This is a genomic window from Streptococcus sp. V940, from assembly GCF_054353495.1.
Genome location: NZ_JBTHHZ010000001.1, coordinates 1,110,343 through 1,126,569 on the forward strand (window position 1 = coordinate 1,110,343; position 16,227 = coordinate 1,126,569).

The 16,227-nt window shown below is 41.4% G+C and carries 12 protein-coding genes; 2 read left to right on the forward strand and 10 right to left on the reverse strand.

The window, feature by feature from the left end; genetic code table 11:
- Positions 1-197 precede the first annotated feature (197 nt).
- Entirely contained in the window at positions 198-2,093 is a 1,896-nt protein-coding gene (locus tag ACXYSM_RS05510) for a sucrose-specific PTS transporter subunit IIBC (RefSeq protein WP_214261581.1), read from the reverse strand.
- Between the two features lie 363 nt (positions 2,094-2,456).
- Between ACXYSM_RS05510 and ACXYSM_RS05515 the strand changes: the two genes are divergently transcribed.
- Both ACXYSM_RS05515 and ACXYSM_RS05520 read left to right on the forward strand, forming a co-directional pair.
- A complete protein-coding gene (locus tag ACXYSM_RS05515; RefSeq protein WP_458634642.1) occupies positions 2,457-3,911 on the forward strand; it encodes a sucrose-6-phosphate hydrolase in 1,455 nt (484 codons plus the stop codon).
- Positions 3,892-4,857: a LacI family DNA-binding transcriptional regulator gene (locus ACXYSM_RS05520; RefSeq protein WP_458634643.1), complete on the forward strand. Its 966-nt coding sequence runs from the start codon at positions 3,892-3,894 to the stop codon at positions 4,855-4,857. Before ACXYSM_RS05515 ends, ACXYSM_RS05520 begins: the two co-directional genes overlap by 20 nt.
- Before the next feature lie 150 nt (positions 4,858-5,007).
- Here ACXYSM_RS05520 and ACXYSM_RS05525 read toward each other — a convergent pair whose 3' ends face one another.
- The 9 genes from ACXYSM_RS05525 to ACXYSM_RS05565 all read right to left on the reverse strand — a co-directional run bounded on the left by ACXYSM_RS05525 (position 5,008) and on the right by ACXYSM_RS05565 (position 16,190).
- A complete protein-coding gene (locus ACXYSM_RS05525; RefSeq protein WP_458634644.1) occupies positions 5,008-6,282 on the reverse strand; it encodes a hydroxymethylglutaryl-CoA reductase, degradative in 1,275 nt (424 codons plus the stop codon).
- Positions 6,282-7,454 carry a hydroxymethylglutaryl-CoA synthase gene (locus ACXYSM_RS05530; RefSeq protein WP_074324859.1) on the reverse strand — a complete coding sequence of 391 codons (1,173 nt, stop codon included), beginning with the start codon at positions 7,452-7,454 and terminating at the stop codon, positions 6,282-6,284. The genes ACXYSM_RS05525 and ACXYSM_RS05530 overlap by 1 nt, the downstream gene beginning before the upstream one ends.
- Positions 7,455-7,620: 166 nt before the next feature.
- Entirely contained in the window at positions 7,621-8,067 is a 447-nt protein-coding gene (locus ACXYSM_RS05535; RefSeq protein WP_458634645.1) for a threonine/serine exporter family protein, read from the reverse strand.
- Position 8,068: 1 nt separating this feature from the next.
- Entirely contained in the window at positions 8,069-8,827 is a 759-nt protein-coding gene (locus ACXYSM_RS05540; RefSeq protein WP_458634646.1) for a threonine/serine exporter family protein, read from the reverse strand.
- An 86-nt stretch (positions 8,828-8,913) separates the two neighbouring features.
- A complete protein-coding gene (gene pknB / locus ACXYSM_RS05545; RefSeq protein WP_458634647.1) occupies positions 8,914-10,791 on the reverse strand; it encodes a Stk1 family PASTA domain-containing Ser/Thr kinase in 1,878 nt (625 codons plus the stop codon).
- Positions 10,788-11,525 (reverse strand): Stp1/IreP family PP2C-type Ser/Thr phosphatase, encoded by a 738-nt coding sequence (locus tag ACXYSM_RS05550; RefSeq protein WP_045615317.1) that lies wholly within the window; start codon positions 11,523-11,525, stop codon positions 10,788-10,790. The genes pknB and ACXYSM_RS05550 overlap by 4 nt, the downstream gene beginning before the upstream one ends.
- 15 nt (positions 11,526-11,540) lie before the next feature.
- Positions 11,541-12,854, reverse strand: coding sequence for a 16S rRNA (cytosine(967)-C(5))-methyltransferase RsmB (gene rsmB / locus ACXYSM_RS05555; protein ID WP_458634648.1), 1,314 nt, complete (start codon positions 12,852-12,854; stop codon positions 11,541-11,543).
- Positions 12,847-13,782 (reverse strand): methionyl-tRNA formyltransferase, encoded by a 936-nt coding sequence (gene fmt / locus ACXYSM_RS05560; protein ID WP_458634649.1) that lies wholly within the window; start codon positions 13,780-13,782, stop codon positions 12,847-12,849. Before fmt ends, rsmB begins: the two co-directional genes overlap by 8 nt.
- Before the next feature lie 11 nt (positions 13,783-13,793).
- Positions 13,794-16,190, reverse strand: coding sequence for a primosomal protein N' (locus ACXYSM_RS05565; RefSeq protein WP_458634650.1), 2,397 nt, complete (start codon positions 16,188-16,190; stop codon positions 13,794-13,796).
- Positions 16,191-16,227: the final 37 nt, after the last annotated feature.

Here is a 16,227-nt window from a genome sequence, read left to right on the forward strand (position 1 = left end):
AAACATGACATTTGTTCGTTTTTTGATCTATTAAATCGAAAATAGTGTACTCAATGAAAATCAAAGAACAAACTAGGAATCGAGCTGCAGATTGCTCAAAGCACAGCTTTGAGATTGTAGATAGAACTGACGAAGTCAGTAACACATACATACGGCAAAGCGAGTATGACGCAGTTTGAATAGATTTTCGAAGAGTATTAAGCTTTAACTTCGATGATTGCATCACCCTTAGCAACTGATCCAGAAGCAACTGGATTTACTGAAGCAAAGTCCGCAGTGTTTGTTACGATAACCATAGTAGTGTTATCAAGACCTGCAGCAGCAATCTTAGCTGAGTCAAATGTTCCAAGAACATCTCCAGCTTTAACCTTGTCACCTTGAGCAACTTTATGGTTGAATCCTTCACCGTTCATTGAAACAGTGTCGATACCAACGTGGATCAAAATTTCAGCTCCGTTAGCTGTTCTTAGGCCATAAGCATGTCCTGTTGGGAAGACAATTGTCACTTCAGCATCAGCTGGTGCGTAAACGACATCTTCACTAGGTTTTACAGCGATACCTTGTCCCATAGCTCCACTTGAGAAGACTGGATCATTCACATTTGAAAGAGCAACGACATCACCAACGATTGGTGTTTGAATAACACCTTCGCTCGGTGCAACAACAGCACCAGTAACTGCTTCTTCAGTCAAACGATCTGTTTCAGCTTCAGTAATAGCACCTGCAGCTTCTTCTACTTCATCTTCATAACCAAACATGTAAGTAAGAGCAAAACCAAGTACAAATGATACAGCTACCATAAGAAGGTATTGTAGAAGTTGTCCGTTACCAATGTAAAGCATTGTACCAGGGATGATTGTGATACCATTACCAGTACCAGCAAGTCCAAGGATAGATGCCAATCCACCACCGATTGCACCAGCAATCAATGAAAGGAAAAATGGTTTACGGAAACGCAAGTTAACCCCGAAGATAGCAGGCTCAGTAATACCTAGGAAGGCAGAAAGAGCAGCTGGGAAAGCAAGTGTTTTAAGTTTAGGATTTTTAGTTTTCACACCAACGGCTACTGTCGCAGCACCTTGAGCAGTCATGGCAGCTGTGATGATAGCGTTGAATGGGTTAGCATGGTCAGCAGCAAGCAATTGAACTTCAAGCAAGTTGAAGATGTGGTGAACACCTGATACGACGATTAATTGGTGAACTCCACCAATCAAGAAACCACCAAGTCCGAATGGCAAGTTAAGAATTGCTTTAGTTCCAATGAGGATGTAGTTTTCAACAACGTGGAAGACTGGTCCGATAACAAACAATCCAAGAATTGACATTACAAGGAGTGTTACGAACGGTGTTACCAAGAGGTCAAGTACATCTGGAACAACCTTGCGAACTGCTTTTTCAAACTTAGCTCCGACAACCCCGATAATGAAGGCTGGAAGAACTGAACCTTGCAAACCTACAACTGGGATAAATCCGAAGAACTGCATTGCAGTTACTTCACCACCAGACGCAACAGCCCAGGCATTTGGAAGCGAACCAGAAACGAGCATCATACCAAGAACGATACCAACGGCTGGGTTACCACCGAATACACGGAAAGTTGACCAAACAACCAAACCTGGCAAGATAATAAAGGCAGTGTCAGTCAAGATCTGAGTATAAGTTGTCACATCTTCTGGAAGTGTCATTCCAAGAGCAGTCAAGAGACCACGAACACCCATGAAGAGACCAGTTGCTACGATAACTGGAATGATTGGAACGAAGACGTCACCGAAAGTACGGATGGCACGTTGGAACCAATTTCCTTGTTTAGCAGCTTCTGCTTTCATTTCAGCTTTTGTTGAAGTTGGCAAACCAAGAGCTACGACTTCATCGTACATCTTGTTTACTGTACCAGTACCAAAGATGATTTGGTATTGACCTGAGTTAAAGAAAGCACCTTGAACTTTTTCCAAGCTCTCGATAGCATCTTTGTTAATTTTCGCTTCATCTTTAACCATAACGCGAAGACGAGTCGCACAGTGAGCTACACTATTAACGTTCTCACGTCCACCTAAGGCTTCGATGACTTTTTTTGCAATTTCTGTATTGGTCATTTGCAAAAATCTCCTTATAAAAAATTTGTAAAATGTTTGAAAGCGATTTATTCGCCCTACAACTATTATTCTATCACGTTTTAAAAATATGTCAAGCGTTTTGCAGAAAAAATTATTTGTTTTTTTGTTTTTTGACGGTTTTTGATGTTTTTGAATAGTATTTCTTCGACAAATACCTATTATTAAAAGGTTTTTGCTAAAAAGTTTTCAAAAACTTTCATATTTTCATTTATTTTCATAAAATATAGACTCTGTTTTCTGTTAATCGTTTGACATTTTTTTCTTAATTTTATGATAAAAGACTTGCTTTTTTAAAAGGAAACGTTTACTATAAAGATAGTAGAATTTATGGAGGGAATATAAATGGAATGGACTACCGAGCGTCGTTATAGACGATATGAAGATTGGACACAAGAAGAAATAAAACAAATCCAAGAAAAGATGGCACAATCCCCATGGCATGTCAGCTATCACATCGAACCCAAGCAAGGTCTTCTCAACGACCCGAACGGTTTTTCTTACTTTGATGGCAAGTGGGTTGTCTTTTACCAAAACTTCCCCTTTGGTGCAGCTCATGGTTTAAAATCTTGGGTTCAGCTTGAAAGTGACGATTTGGTTCACTTTACTGAAACTGGTGTTAAAATCTTACCTGATACTCCACTTGATAGCCACGGCGCTTACTCAGGATCTGCTATGCAGTTTGGCGATCAACTGTTCTTATTTTATACAGGAAATGTTCGTGACGAAAACTGGGTACGTCACCCTTATCAAATCGGTGCCTTAATGGATAAGGATGGAAAAATCGAAAAGATTGATAAAATCTTAATTGATCAACCAGCTGATGCTACTGACCACTTCCGTGATCCACAAATTTTTAACTTTAAAGGACAATACTATGCTATCGTCGGCGGTCAGGACTTGGAGAAAAAAGGATTTGTCCGTCTCTACAAAGCAGTCGATAACGATTATACAAACTGGCAAGAAGTTGGTGATTTGGACTTCAACAATGACCGTACTGCCTATATGATGGAGTGCCCAAACCTAGTCTTTGTTGGGGAACAGCCAGTTCTTCTCTACTGTCCACAAGGTTTGGATAAAAAGGTTCTTGACTATGACAATATCTATCCAAATATGTATAAAATCGGTGCTTCCTTTGACCCAGAAAATGCTCGTATGATAGATGTTTCTGAACTTCACAATCTAGACTATGGTTTTGAAGCCTACGCTACTCAAGCTTTTAACGCTCCTGATGGACGTGCCCTGGCAGTAAGTTGGCTTGGTTTACCAGATGTGTCTTATCCATCTGACCGTTTTGACCACCAAGGAACTTTCTCATTGGTCAAAGAACTTACAATCAAGGATGGCAAACTCTATCAGTATCCTGTAGCTGCTATCAAGGAACTCCGTGCTTCAGAAGAGGAATTTTCAAATCGTTCTGAAACCAAAAATACCTACGAACTTGAGCTTAACTTAGAAGCCGATAGTCAAAGCGAAATCGTCCTTCTTGCTGATAAAGACGGCAAGGGGCTATCTATCAATTTTGACCTTGTCAATGGTCAAGTAACCGTTGATCGTAGTCAAGCAGGTGAGCAATATGCTCAAGAATTTGGAACTACTCGCTCTTGCTCAGTTACTAATCAAGCAACTACTGTCAATATCTTCATCGACAACTCAGTCTTTGAAATTTTCATCAATAAAGGAGAAAAGGTATTTTCTGGTCGTGTCTTCCCTCACGAAGATCAAAATGGAATCCTTATCAAATCTGGAAACCCAACTGGAACATACTACGAATTAGAATATGGTCGCAAAACTAACTGATGTCGCAAAATTAGCTGGCGTCAGCCCTACTACTGTTTCACGTGTCATCAACAAAAAGGGTTATCTGTCAGAAAAAACCATTCAAAAGGTTAATGATGCTATGCGTGAGCTGGGCTATAAACCCAATAACTTAGCTCGAAGTCTTCAAGGAAAATCAGCCAAGTTAATCGGTTTGATTTTCCCTAAAATCAGCCATGTTTTCTATGCTGAATTGATTGACAAATTGGAACACGAACTCTTCAAAAAAGGTTACAAGACAATCATTTGTAATAGTGAACACGATTCGGAAAAAGAACGTGAATACATCGAAATGCTAGAAGCCAACCAGGTAGACGGCATCATTTCGGGAAGTCATAACCTTGGGATTGAGGATTACAATCGCGTTACTGCTCCGATTATTTCATTTGACCGTAACCTATCACCAGATATCCCTGTCGTTTCTTCTGACAACTATGCTGGTGGTGTCCTAGCCGCTCAGACTTTGGCTAAAACTGGAGCTAAATCTGTTATTATGATTACAGGTAATGATAACTCCAACTCACCAACTGGACTTCGTCATGCAGGCTTTGCTTCTATCTTACCCAAGGCTCCTATTATCAATGTTTCCAGTGACTTTTCGCCCCTTCGTAAGGAAATGGAAATTAAAAATATCCTGACCAAACAAAAACCAGATGCGATTTTCGCATCGGATGATTTGACAGCCATCTTGGTGATGAAGGTTGCTCAGGAACTTGGTATTTCTGTTCCAGAACAACTTAAGGTTATTGGATACGACGGAACTTATTTTATCGAGAATTTCTATCCTCAGCTTACTACCATTAAACAACCCTTAGAAGAAATTGCTCGCCTGACAGTTGATTTACTACTCCAAAAAATCGAGGGGAAAGAAGTTGCCACGACTGGTTATTTCTTACCAGTTAGTCTCTTACCAGGTAAAAGTATTTAATACTCTTCGAAAATCTCTTCAAACCACGTCAGCTTCCATCTACAACCTCAAAACAGTGTTTTGAGCAACCTGCGGCTAGCTTCCTAGTTTGTTCATTGATTTTCATTGAGTATAAACAAAAAACTCAGACTAGTTTCGTCTGAGTTTTTCTTATGATCTTAATTTTTTCAAAAGAGTTTGTGCTTTTTCTAGATTAAAAATTTTTTCATCAATCAAGCTTTCTATCAACTTAGGCACTTCAGCCTCTGTGGCTCCTGCAAGAAGGGCTAGTGACTTCGCTTGAAGTTTCATGTGTCCATTCTGAATTCCTGTGCTGACAAGAGCTTTAAGAGCTGCAAAGTTTTGTGCAAGACCAATTGACACGATAATTTGAGCCAATCCCTTAGCTGATGGATAACCTAGCAACTCATGGCTGAGAACGACACGAGGATTAAGACCAATTGATCCACCCTTGGTAGCAACTGGCATCGGCATAGTCAGCTCTCCAATTAGCTCTTCTGTTTCCAAATCCATCGTCCAACGACTAAGACCTCGATAAGCACCATCATGACTGGCATAGGCATGCGCTCCTGCTTCGATGGCACGCCAATCATTTCCTGTCGCAATCAAGAGAGCATCGATTCCGTTGAAGATTCCTTTATTATGGGTGGTTGCTCGATAAGGATCTGCTTGAGCAAACTGGCTGGCTAAAACCATTTTTTCAGCTAGTTCACGCGCTTCATCCTTCTGGCGACTCAAATAACGAAAGGCAATCCGACAAGTTGCAGTTACTAGAGAGTCTGTTGCGTAGTTGGATAAAATGCCCATTAAACTTTGCCCTTGACTTAGAGCCTCTAAGCTAGGTTTTAAAGCCTCAAGCATGGTATTGAGCATATTGGCTCCCATGGCTTCCTGAGTATCCACATGGAGATAGACTACTAAAAAGTCAGCCTCACCAGAAATTTTCTCAACTTTTAGCTCTCTAGCTCCACCACCACGTTTGACAATAGATGGATAGGCTTGGTTTGCTTGCTCGAGTAGCTCTGCCTTCTGACTCAAAATAGCCTGACATGCTTTATCCCTATCTGGAACCTGATAAAGAGCTACTTGACCAATCATTTGGCGTTGATGAACCTGAGCAGTAAAGCCACCCGCACGTTTGATAATCTTACTAGCAAAACTAGCCGCAGCAACGACAGATGGCTCTTCGGTCACATAAGGAACGGTGTACTCTTGACCATTTACCAACACTTCTGGAACTACTGAGTATGGAAGTGAGAAGGTCCCCACTACATTTTCACTCAGTTGGTCCGCAACTGCTATACTAAGATTTTCATTTTGCTCAAGACTTTCTTGGGCTTCCATAGAAGTAAGCGCCTGAGACTTAACGAACTCAAGGCGTTCTTGAATTGATTTTTTAGCAAATCCATTCCAATTTTTTTTCATTATTTTTCAACCTTGCTGTAGCGACGTTGGTGTTCTACAATCTCAACCAGAGCATAGTCCTGTCCTTCATAGCCTGACATGGTTGCAGAACCGGACTCATCCAAGTTTGCTTCCTCAAAGAAGATTCGTTCATAATCAGCTACGCTCAATGCTTGACGCTGGTCTAGCAATTCTAAGCGATTTTTCTGCAATTGCTGTTCATAGCCTTCAACCAATTCCACACTGAAAAACTCAGATACAGCACCACTTCCGTAGCTATAGAGAGCTAGCTTGTCCCCTGCTTTGAGACTATCAGAATTTTCAAGAAGAGACAAGAGTCCTAAAAAGAGTGAACCTGTATAGATATTTCCAACCTTTTGGCTGTAAATAATGGACTCATCAAAGTGTTTTTGAAGTAAATCCTTTTTCTCTTGAGGTAGAGATTTGTCAAGAATTTTTTTCAATCCCTTGAGAGCTAGCTTTGGATAAGGCAAATGGAAACAAATAGCTTCAAAATCATTCAAGTCGCAATCATAACGCTTTTGGTACTCTTCCCAAGTCGTTTTTAAGCTATCCAAATACTGCTGTGTTGAGTAGACTCCATTTACAAATGGTGTCGTTGAATAATTTGGACGCCAAAAGTCCATGATATCACGAGTCTGCGCAACGTTATCGTTGTTGAAGACCATAACACGTGGATTTTGACTAATCAACATGGCAACACAACCTGCTCCTTGAGTTGGTTCCCCAGGGGTTTCGACACCATATTTTGCAATATCACTAGCTAATACCAAGACTTTTGATTTAGGAGAATTTTCTACGTGTAACTTAGCATAGTGAAGGGCCGCAGTTGCACCATAGCAAGCTTCTTTGATTTCAAAACTACGAGCAAAAGGTTGAATTCCAAGTAGACCGTGTACAAAAACTGCAGCCGCCTTACTTTGATCGACTCCAGATTCTGTCGCTACGATAACCATATCAATCTCTTGCTTCTCTTCTTCAGTCAGGATAGAATTTCCTGCACTGGCAGCCAAGGTAACAATATCCTCTGTTAAAGGAGCAATACTCAATTCTTTTAAAAGGAGTCCTTTACTCAATTTTTCAGGATCAGTTCCTCGAGCTTCTGCTAAATCTTGTAATTTCAAAACGTATTGACTGGTCGCAAAACCAATCTTATCAATACCGATTTTCATATTTACCTCTATTTTTATCATTCATTGTAAAAATTCGTTCACCTCTATTTTATCATAATTGAGGTCAAATGAGCGAAAAAAGACTTGATTCCCCAAATCAAGTTCATTTCTATCGTCGTACTCATGTTCTTTCAACCACTCTACCCACGAAAAAACCGAGACTTAGCTAGCTCGATTTTTTTTTGAGATAGTGATACAACTTCAGTACAACTGTCCCACTTGCCATTCCTATTGAAATAACAAGGGCCAACATCATCACCAACATTGCACTGGCAATGGCGTTTCTATAGTCGCCTGTCACAAAAAATGAAGTTGTTCGATAAGAGAGGTAACCCGGTACCAGCGGAGCCAAGATGGCCAAAGCAAACACAACTGCTGGTGTTTTGTAGAGAATACTCATAATCTGGCTGATACAAGAACCAATTACAGCGGCAATAAAGGTCGCCAAAATAACATTAGTTGGCTCCTTGAGTATTAGATAAAGCAACCAGATTGACATTCCCAAAACTCCACCAGGAATGAGCATAGAACGTTGGACGTTTAAAACGATTAAAAAAGTGATAATAGCTAGCAAACTAGCTAGAGCCTGCAATAAAAATGTTGTTAGAGTCATATTAGTTCATGAGTAGGAGGGCGACAGAGGTGCCTGCCCCTAAGGCAAGGGTAACCAGCAAGGATTCAAACATCTTGCTCATACCAGAGTTAATGTGATTGGTCATAATATCTCTAACAGCATTGGTCAGAGCAATTCCAGGTACAAATGGCATGACCGCACCTGCAATGACCAAATCAGCTGTAGATGGTAAACCAGAATAGCGCGCCCAAAATTGTGCAATCAAACCAAAAACAAGAGCACCTGCAAAAGCTGTCATAAAGGGAATACGGATAAATTTTTCTACGTAAAGAGAACAGGTGAAAGCAAATATGGTTGCTACTCCTGCACCAATGGCATCGTAGACATTCCCCCCGAACATGATAGAGAAGAAGGGAGCACTAAGGGTCGCTGCAGCAGTTAGCTGAACATTGGTGTAGGGAGATGCCTTAGCATTTAATTGCTTGAGCTGAATAAAGGCTGTCTCCAAATCAAGCTGTCCTGATACAAGCTGCCGTGAAATCTGATTGACATCACACACCTTCTCAATATTATAAGCAGAGGAGGTTACTCGTTTCATTCGAGAGATATTTGTATTTTCAATGGAGAAAAAAATAGCTGCAGGCATGGCCAAAACATTACAATCCATGATGCCTTGTGAATGAGCAATTCGAATCATGGTGTCTTCGACACGATAGATTTCAGATCCATTGCGAAGCAGAATTGTTCCTGCTAACATAATGACATCAATGACTGCATTCAGTTCTTTTGATTCGTCCATGTTCCCCTCCTTTTTAAACTCCTTTTATTTTATCATAAATTTTAAGGAAAAAAAATCTTTGTCACAAAAACTGTGACAAAGATTGATTAGTTCTCACCATTATGGTTCTCTGAAGGAACATTAGATGATGGAGCTGTAGTAGTCTGTGGTTCTCTAATCTGTGGTGTTGTCTCTCCACGATATGGATTTCCTTGTGAAGGATTTGTTGTCGTTGTTGTTGTTTTCGGTTTGTAGATAGAAATTTTGATACGAGTTGTATTTAAATCTACACCTTCACCTGGTTTTGGACTTTGACTAACCACAGTATCCTCAACAGTCCCTTCTGGTGCTGTAGAAACCTCTACCACTTCAATATTCGCCTCTTTAACACCGACTATCTGAATCAAGTTATTCTTGGTAAATTCAAGGCTTGATCCAATATAACTTGGCATAGGAACACTAGTTACCTTCTTGGCTACTGTCAAGGTAATATCTGTTGCCTTACTAAGATCATAAGTGGTTCCTTCTGACAAGCTCTGTTTCATAACAAGGCCTGCCTCTGTTTCACTTGATTCCTCTTCTACAACTTTAATGAGATTTTCAGGGACTTTTTTCCCTTTCAGTTCTGCTATGACGTCCGTAGATTTGCGTCCAATATAGTTTCCAATCTTAAACGATTGCTGACCTGAAGAGATGATGAGGTTAACTTTAGTTCCTTCTTTTCGAGCTGAACCAGCATCTGGATCTGTTCGAATAACTCGGCCTTCTTCTACTGTATCACTAGCTTCGGACTTCTCCTCACCAATTTCAAAATTAGCTTTTTTAAGATTTTCCTTAGCTTCTGCTACAGTCTGACCTGCTACTTTTGGAATTTCAACGGTTGCTGGTGTCTTCGACACAATCCAAAATAGAGAAGCCAAAACAAGTATAAAGCTGGCTAAAAGCACCAAATATCTCGCTTTAAAACGACGCTTCTTGACTGGTTTTGCAACAGCTTCTTTACTCGGTGCCTTTTTAGTCGAATTTTGACTCTGTGGAGCTTCTTCCTTCGGTTGCACTTTAGGAATCGCTGTTAAGGTAGACTGAGTCATTTTCGGTAAAGTTTTTGTATCAACCTTACTCGTATCTTCAAATACTAACTTTGGTTCATTTCGACGGTTATAAGAAAGGCTGCTCAATAAGTCAACATACATTTCTGAGACAGTTTGATAACGGTCTGTTAACTTTTTAGCTGTCGCTTTTATAACGACGTTTTCCAAGGATTGTGGTACGGATGGATTTTCAGCAATGACAGAAGGGAGTGGTTTTTGGAAATGCTGAAGTGCAATGGTAACAGCACTATCTCCATCATAAGGGATATGACCTGTCAACATTTCGAAAAAGATAATTCCCATTGCATAAATATCACTCTGTATGGTCGCCTTAGAACCACGCGCCTGCTCAGGTGATAGATAGTGAACAGAACCCAACATGGAGTTGGTCTGTGTCAAACTGGTTTCTGCAAAGGCCACTGCAATCCCAAAGTCAGTAACTTTTGCAGTTCCATCAGGAGTCAAGAGTATATTTTGAGGTTTTAAATCACGGTGAATAATCCCCTTTGCGTGCGCCAAACGCATAGCCAAGAGAATTTGACCCATGATACGAACAGCTTCCTCGTTTGATAGAGGATAGTGTTCTTTGATATAACGTTTGAGGTCAAGCCCAGCTACATATTCCATAGCTAGATATTGTTGACCGTCTTCTTCACCGATATCCGTAATTCGAACGATATGAGGATGATCTAGGTCCGCCATCGCACGTGCTTCACGCTGAAAACGTGCAACAGCGATTGGGTCCGTTTGGTAGTTGGTCCTCAGAACCTTCACCGCTACCTCTTCCCCATCCAGAATCAAATCTTTGGCCAGGTAGACATCTGCCATCCCACCACGGCCAATTTGTTTGATAATCCGATATCGTCCGGCAAATATCTTGCCGATCTGGATCATTCTGATTCCTCCTCAATCGCAATCAAGGCAACAGTAATGTTATCAAGCCCTCCGGCATTGTTTGCAAAACGTACTAAGGTTGCCGCCTTGTCTTCAAGTGAAATATCACTTGTCACGATGTCATAGATTTCGCTTCCTGAAATCATATTCGTGAGACCATCACTGTTCATAACGATATAGTCACCAGGTTCCAAGCTCACAATCCCTAAATCAGGTTGAATCTCATCTTTTTGTCCGATAGACTGGGTGATAATATTCTTCTGTGGGTGAGCCTCAGCTTCTTCAGGTGTTAATTGACCTGCCTTGAGCAACTCATTGACTAATGAATGATCACTCGTTAATTGGTGGTACTCTTCTCCACGAACCAAGCCGATACGAGAATCACCAATATGAGCATAGATGGCTTGGTTATCAATAATTGCAAGGGCTTCTAGAGTTGTACCCATTCCTTTATATGCTTCATCACGCCCCAATTGATAAATCTTTTGATTTTCAATTTCTAGGTGTTCTGCAAACCATTCACGAACTTCATTCACGGTATCAATCTGAGTATCTACCCAGGCAACACCTAAGTCCGTAACTGCCATCTCACTGGCAATATTACCCGCTCGATGTCCTCCCATCCCGTCAGCCAAGATAATCATCGTACGACCGGCACGGTTGACAAAAAGATTGACATAGTCTTGATTATTTGTACGTTTCTGACCCACATCTGTTAATAATGAAATCTCCATTGTGTCAGTTCCTTCCTAATTGGATATCTTACGAAATTGGCTAATAAAAAATCCATCACTTCCATACAATTCAGGAGTAATAAGGATGCAGCCGTCTTTTAGGATATCCTTGCATTCGTGTTCTAGTTTTACCTGCTCGAACTCTGGATGACTTTCTAAAAATGCTTGAACCACTTGAAAGTTCTCCTCAGAGACAATAGTGCAGGTACTATAAGTTATTATACCACCTTTACGTAGCGTTTGACAAACACTACCTAATATTTCCAACTGAATTTCCTGTAATGACGCGAAATCAGCAGTGTCTTTGTTGTATTTGATATCTGGTTTCCGACGCAATAGACCAATCCCTGAGCAAGGGGCATCAACAAGAATCTTATCAAATTGATCCTTACCAAAAAACTCGTGAACCTTTCGGGCATCCAATTTTTGTGTTTGAACACGGTCTGCTACTCCTAGGCGCTCTGCATTCTCTTGAATTAAAGTGAGTTTGTGGTCGTAGAGATCCAGAGCTGTTACCTGACCTGTCGTGAGATAAGAGGCCATATGGGCTGTTTTCCCACCTGGAGCTGCACAAGCATCCAAAACCTGCTCCTCTCCTTGTAGCTCTAGTGTTGGTGCAACCAGCTGACTAGACTCATCCTGGATAGTAATAGCCCCTTCAGCAAATAAGTCATGACCCGCAAAATGTCCCTGCTCCTTGACCAGACCAGAAGCTGATAAAGCAGAATCACTCGCATCAAGCAGAGTTTTAATTTCCTCTTTTCGGCTCAAATCTGTCACCCGAATACTGGCTTTATTGCGTTGCAAAAGACTCTCAAAAATCGCTCGCGCTCGCTCTTCTCCATACTCTTCCTTGAGCTTAGAAACTAACCACACTGGCAAAGAGTAGGCGATAGAATCACGCTTGTTCTTACGTTTGATACTAGCAATATCTGGCAAGCCATCACGCAAGATACGACGAAGGACTGCATTGACCAGTTTTTCGCTACCTTTTTTACGAAGTTTTGCAATTTCTACCGCTTCATTGACCACTGCATGATCAGGTAGCTTATCTAGGTATTGGAGTTGGTAGACGCTCATGAGAAGCAAAACATAGAGCCAGTTATCTAGCTTGTCTCTATCCTCAATAAAGTGAGACAAATACCATTCTAAAGTTAGTTTACGAGCTACGGTTCCATAAACAAGCTCTGTCACCAAACCTTTGTCAGTTACTGACAGTTGACTTCCCTTAAGGTGTTTATTTAAGGCGATATTGGAGTAGGCTTGATTGACAAGGACGTCCTCTAGTGCCTCTAAGGCTAAACTTCTAGCCGTTTCTACTTTAGTCACCAAATCGTTCTCCTACAGCCAATGTCCGTCCAACTCCGTTGAGGAAGGAAGCAATGTCCATTTTAGGTTTCCCTGCTGGTTGAACCTGTTTGAGAGATAGAGCTCCTTCTGCTGTTGCGACAATCAATTCTTTCTTACCGATGGAGAGTATCTCACCTGGATTCCCCTTGCCTTCTACAGGTAGGGCTTCATAGATTTTGAAACGTTCTCCTTTTAGGAAGGTATGAGCAACTGGCCATGGATTCATCCCACGGATTTGGTTGAAAAGTTGACGGTTGGTCTTGTTCCAGTCCAGTTTTTCCTCCTCAGGTTTAATATTTGGTGAGAAAGTTACTTGGCTTGGATCTTGCGATTGAGGCTGAATTTCACCAGCTATATAAGCAGGTAGAGTTTCCAAAAGCAAATCACGCCCAACAATGGCCAATTTTTCAAACAAAGTTCCAACATTGTCCTCATCAGTAATGGGAATACTGCGACGAGAAATCATGTCTCCTGCGTCCATTTCCTTGACCATTTCCATAATGGTTACTCCTGCCTCCTCATCACCCTGAATCAAGGCATAATGAATAGGAGCTCCACCACGGTGTTTGGGAAGGAGGGAAGCATGAACGTTGACTGCAAAATCCATGCTATCAAGGAGTTTACTTGGGAGAAATTGTCCAAAAGCTGCAGTCACAATCCCGTCAGCTCCCAAATTCATGATAGCTTCCATTTCTGGACTACCTGATAATTTTTCTGGTTGGTAGATAGGTAGGCCTGCCTCTTTGGCAGCTTGTTTCACTGGGGTTTCCTGAATAACTTTTTTACGTCCAACCGCACGATCTGGCTGAGTTACAACCGCTACAATCTCGTAGCGGTCATCTGATAAAAGCCCCTTTAAAACAGTTGCTGAAAAATTGGGAGTTCCCATAAAGATTAGTTTTGTCATCTTTTCTCCTTCTATAAAAATTGTTGCGGTTCGTGGTCAATACTGAGACGAAGTTCGCTATTTTCACGTTCTTGAGTTAGGGCTAGGACCTGATTAAGGGTTGAAGCTAACTCATCTTCTAAACGGTATTTAATCAAAATTTGGTAATGATAGAGGTTATGAGTGCGAGCGATAGGTTTTGGTGTCGGACCTAGAATTACACTAGCATCCGATAAACCTGACCGCAAAATATCCATGACTTGATATGCACGTCTAAGAACCTCTTCTTCTTTTTTATGAGATAAGGTGATTCCAATAGTAAAATAATAAGGTGGATAACCCAACTGACGTCTGATACCCATTTCATAGGCATAAAAACCTTCGTAGTCCTGATCCTTGGCAAATCGAATGGCATAGTGTTGTGGATTATAGGACTGAATCAAGACCTGACCTGCCTTTTCAGCACGACCGGCGCGACCTGCCACCTGGGTCAAGAGTTGGAAGGTTCTCTCAGAAGAACGAAAATCAGGCAGGTTCAAGGCTGTGTCCGCATTGAGAACACCAACTAAGGTCACATTTGGAAAATCCAAGCCCTTGGCAATCATCTGAGTTCCCAACAGGATATCTGCCTCCCCTTTGCCAAACTGCTCAAGTAAAGCTTGGTGACTGCCTTTTTTACGAGTTGTATCCACATCCATGCGTAGAATGCGTGCCTCTGGAAAGAGTTCTGTTAGCTCATCGTAGGCCTTTTGAGTCCCTGTTCCATAGTAACGAATGCTACGACTCTGACAGTTTGGACAGACATGTGGAATTTCCTTCGTAAAACCACAATAATGACAATTCATAGTCTTAGTATCCATGTGCAGCGTCAGAGAAATATCGCAGTTGGGACAGGTATCAACTGTCCCACATTCCCGGCACATGACAAAGCTAGAATAACCACGACGATTGAGCATGAGAACAACCTGCTCTTTTTTATCCAGTCGATCTTGAATGGCCTCAATCAGTGGTGGTGTAAAGTTTGATGTCTCATTCTGCCCGATATAGTCTCGGAAGTCAATCAGTTGAACTTCAGGAATGCTTGCTAAAGGATTGGCCCGCTGAGTCAGAAGTAGATGTTGATAAACGCCTTTTCCAGCACGCGCACGGCTTTCTAGACTTGGTGTTGCAGAACCAAGAACTAGGGCAGCTTGATTGTATTGAGCTCGTAAAAGAGCCACATCTCTAGCATGATAGCGAGGATTGCTATCTTGCTTATAACTAGCCTCATGCTCTTCATCGATAATGATAACACCTAGATTTTTCAAAGGTGCAAAAATAGCAGACCTGGCCCCAACAACTACCTGAGCATCTCCACGCTCCACCTTGCGCCACTCATCATACTTTTCACCGTTGGACAAGCCTGAGTGGAGGATGGCAACTTGCTCACCAAAACGAGCAATAAAGCGCTCGGTCATTTGAGGTGTCAGAGAGATTTCCGGAACTAGAACAATCGCTGTTTTTCCCATATCCAAGGCACCTTGGATAATCTGCAAGTAAACCTCGGTTTTCCCACTTCCAGTGATTCCTTGTAGAAGAAAGGGAGGATGTTTCTTTCCAATCGCTCCAACAACCGCCTCACAGGCTTGTTTTTGCTCTGGGTTTAACTCTAAGGCTTGATTTGACTCGATTCCTTCAAAGTAGGCAGCTGAACGTTGAACTTCTTTTTGAAGAATCGTCAAAGCACCCTGTTCCACAAAGAAATTGATTTGTTCGCGAGAATAATGTTCTAACAAAGTAGCCAAAGGAGTACTTTCTGGATGTGCTAATAAATAATCTCGCAGTTCCAATTTCTTCTTGGCACGGTTTGAGATTTCTAGCTTTTCTAATTTGTCAAGATTCACTTGAATCCAAGACTGTGTTTTGACCTTCTTTTGATCTATAGCCTGATACTCTAACTTCAAAAGTCCTTTGCGAGTCAATCGCATCATCTCGGCCTGCTTTTTCAAGTCAAGCGATGAAAAGGCTAGAGATTCTTGCGAACCGAATAAGCGCTCCTTTTCCTCCTGACTCAAGCCTTCCAGAGGATAGAGGATTTTATCATAGCTAGAATTCAAAAATCCTGGAAGCATAGCTTTTAGAATGGAAATCTTGTATGAAAAAACTGACTTACGTAGTTCTTCGGCCAGCCAGAGTTGTTCCTCCGTTAAGACAGGAGAAAAGTCCAGCACCTCAGCAATTTCTTTCAAGTCCTCATCTGCCACATCTACATCAGATTCTTGTTCTATTCCAAGAACAATCCCTTGAATCAAGCGATTAGCCTTCCCGAAGGGTACATGAACTCGCATGCCAACTTCCAGCATATCTACAAATTCCTCAGGAATCTTGTAACTGTATGGTTGATCCGTCTGCATCAAGGGAACATCCACAATAATTTTTGCAATAGCCATATCCTCACCTCCTTCTCAACTTAAATCCTTTTAATTG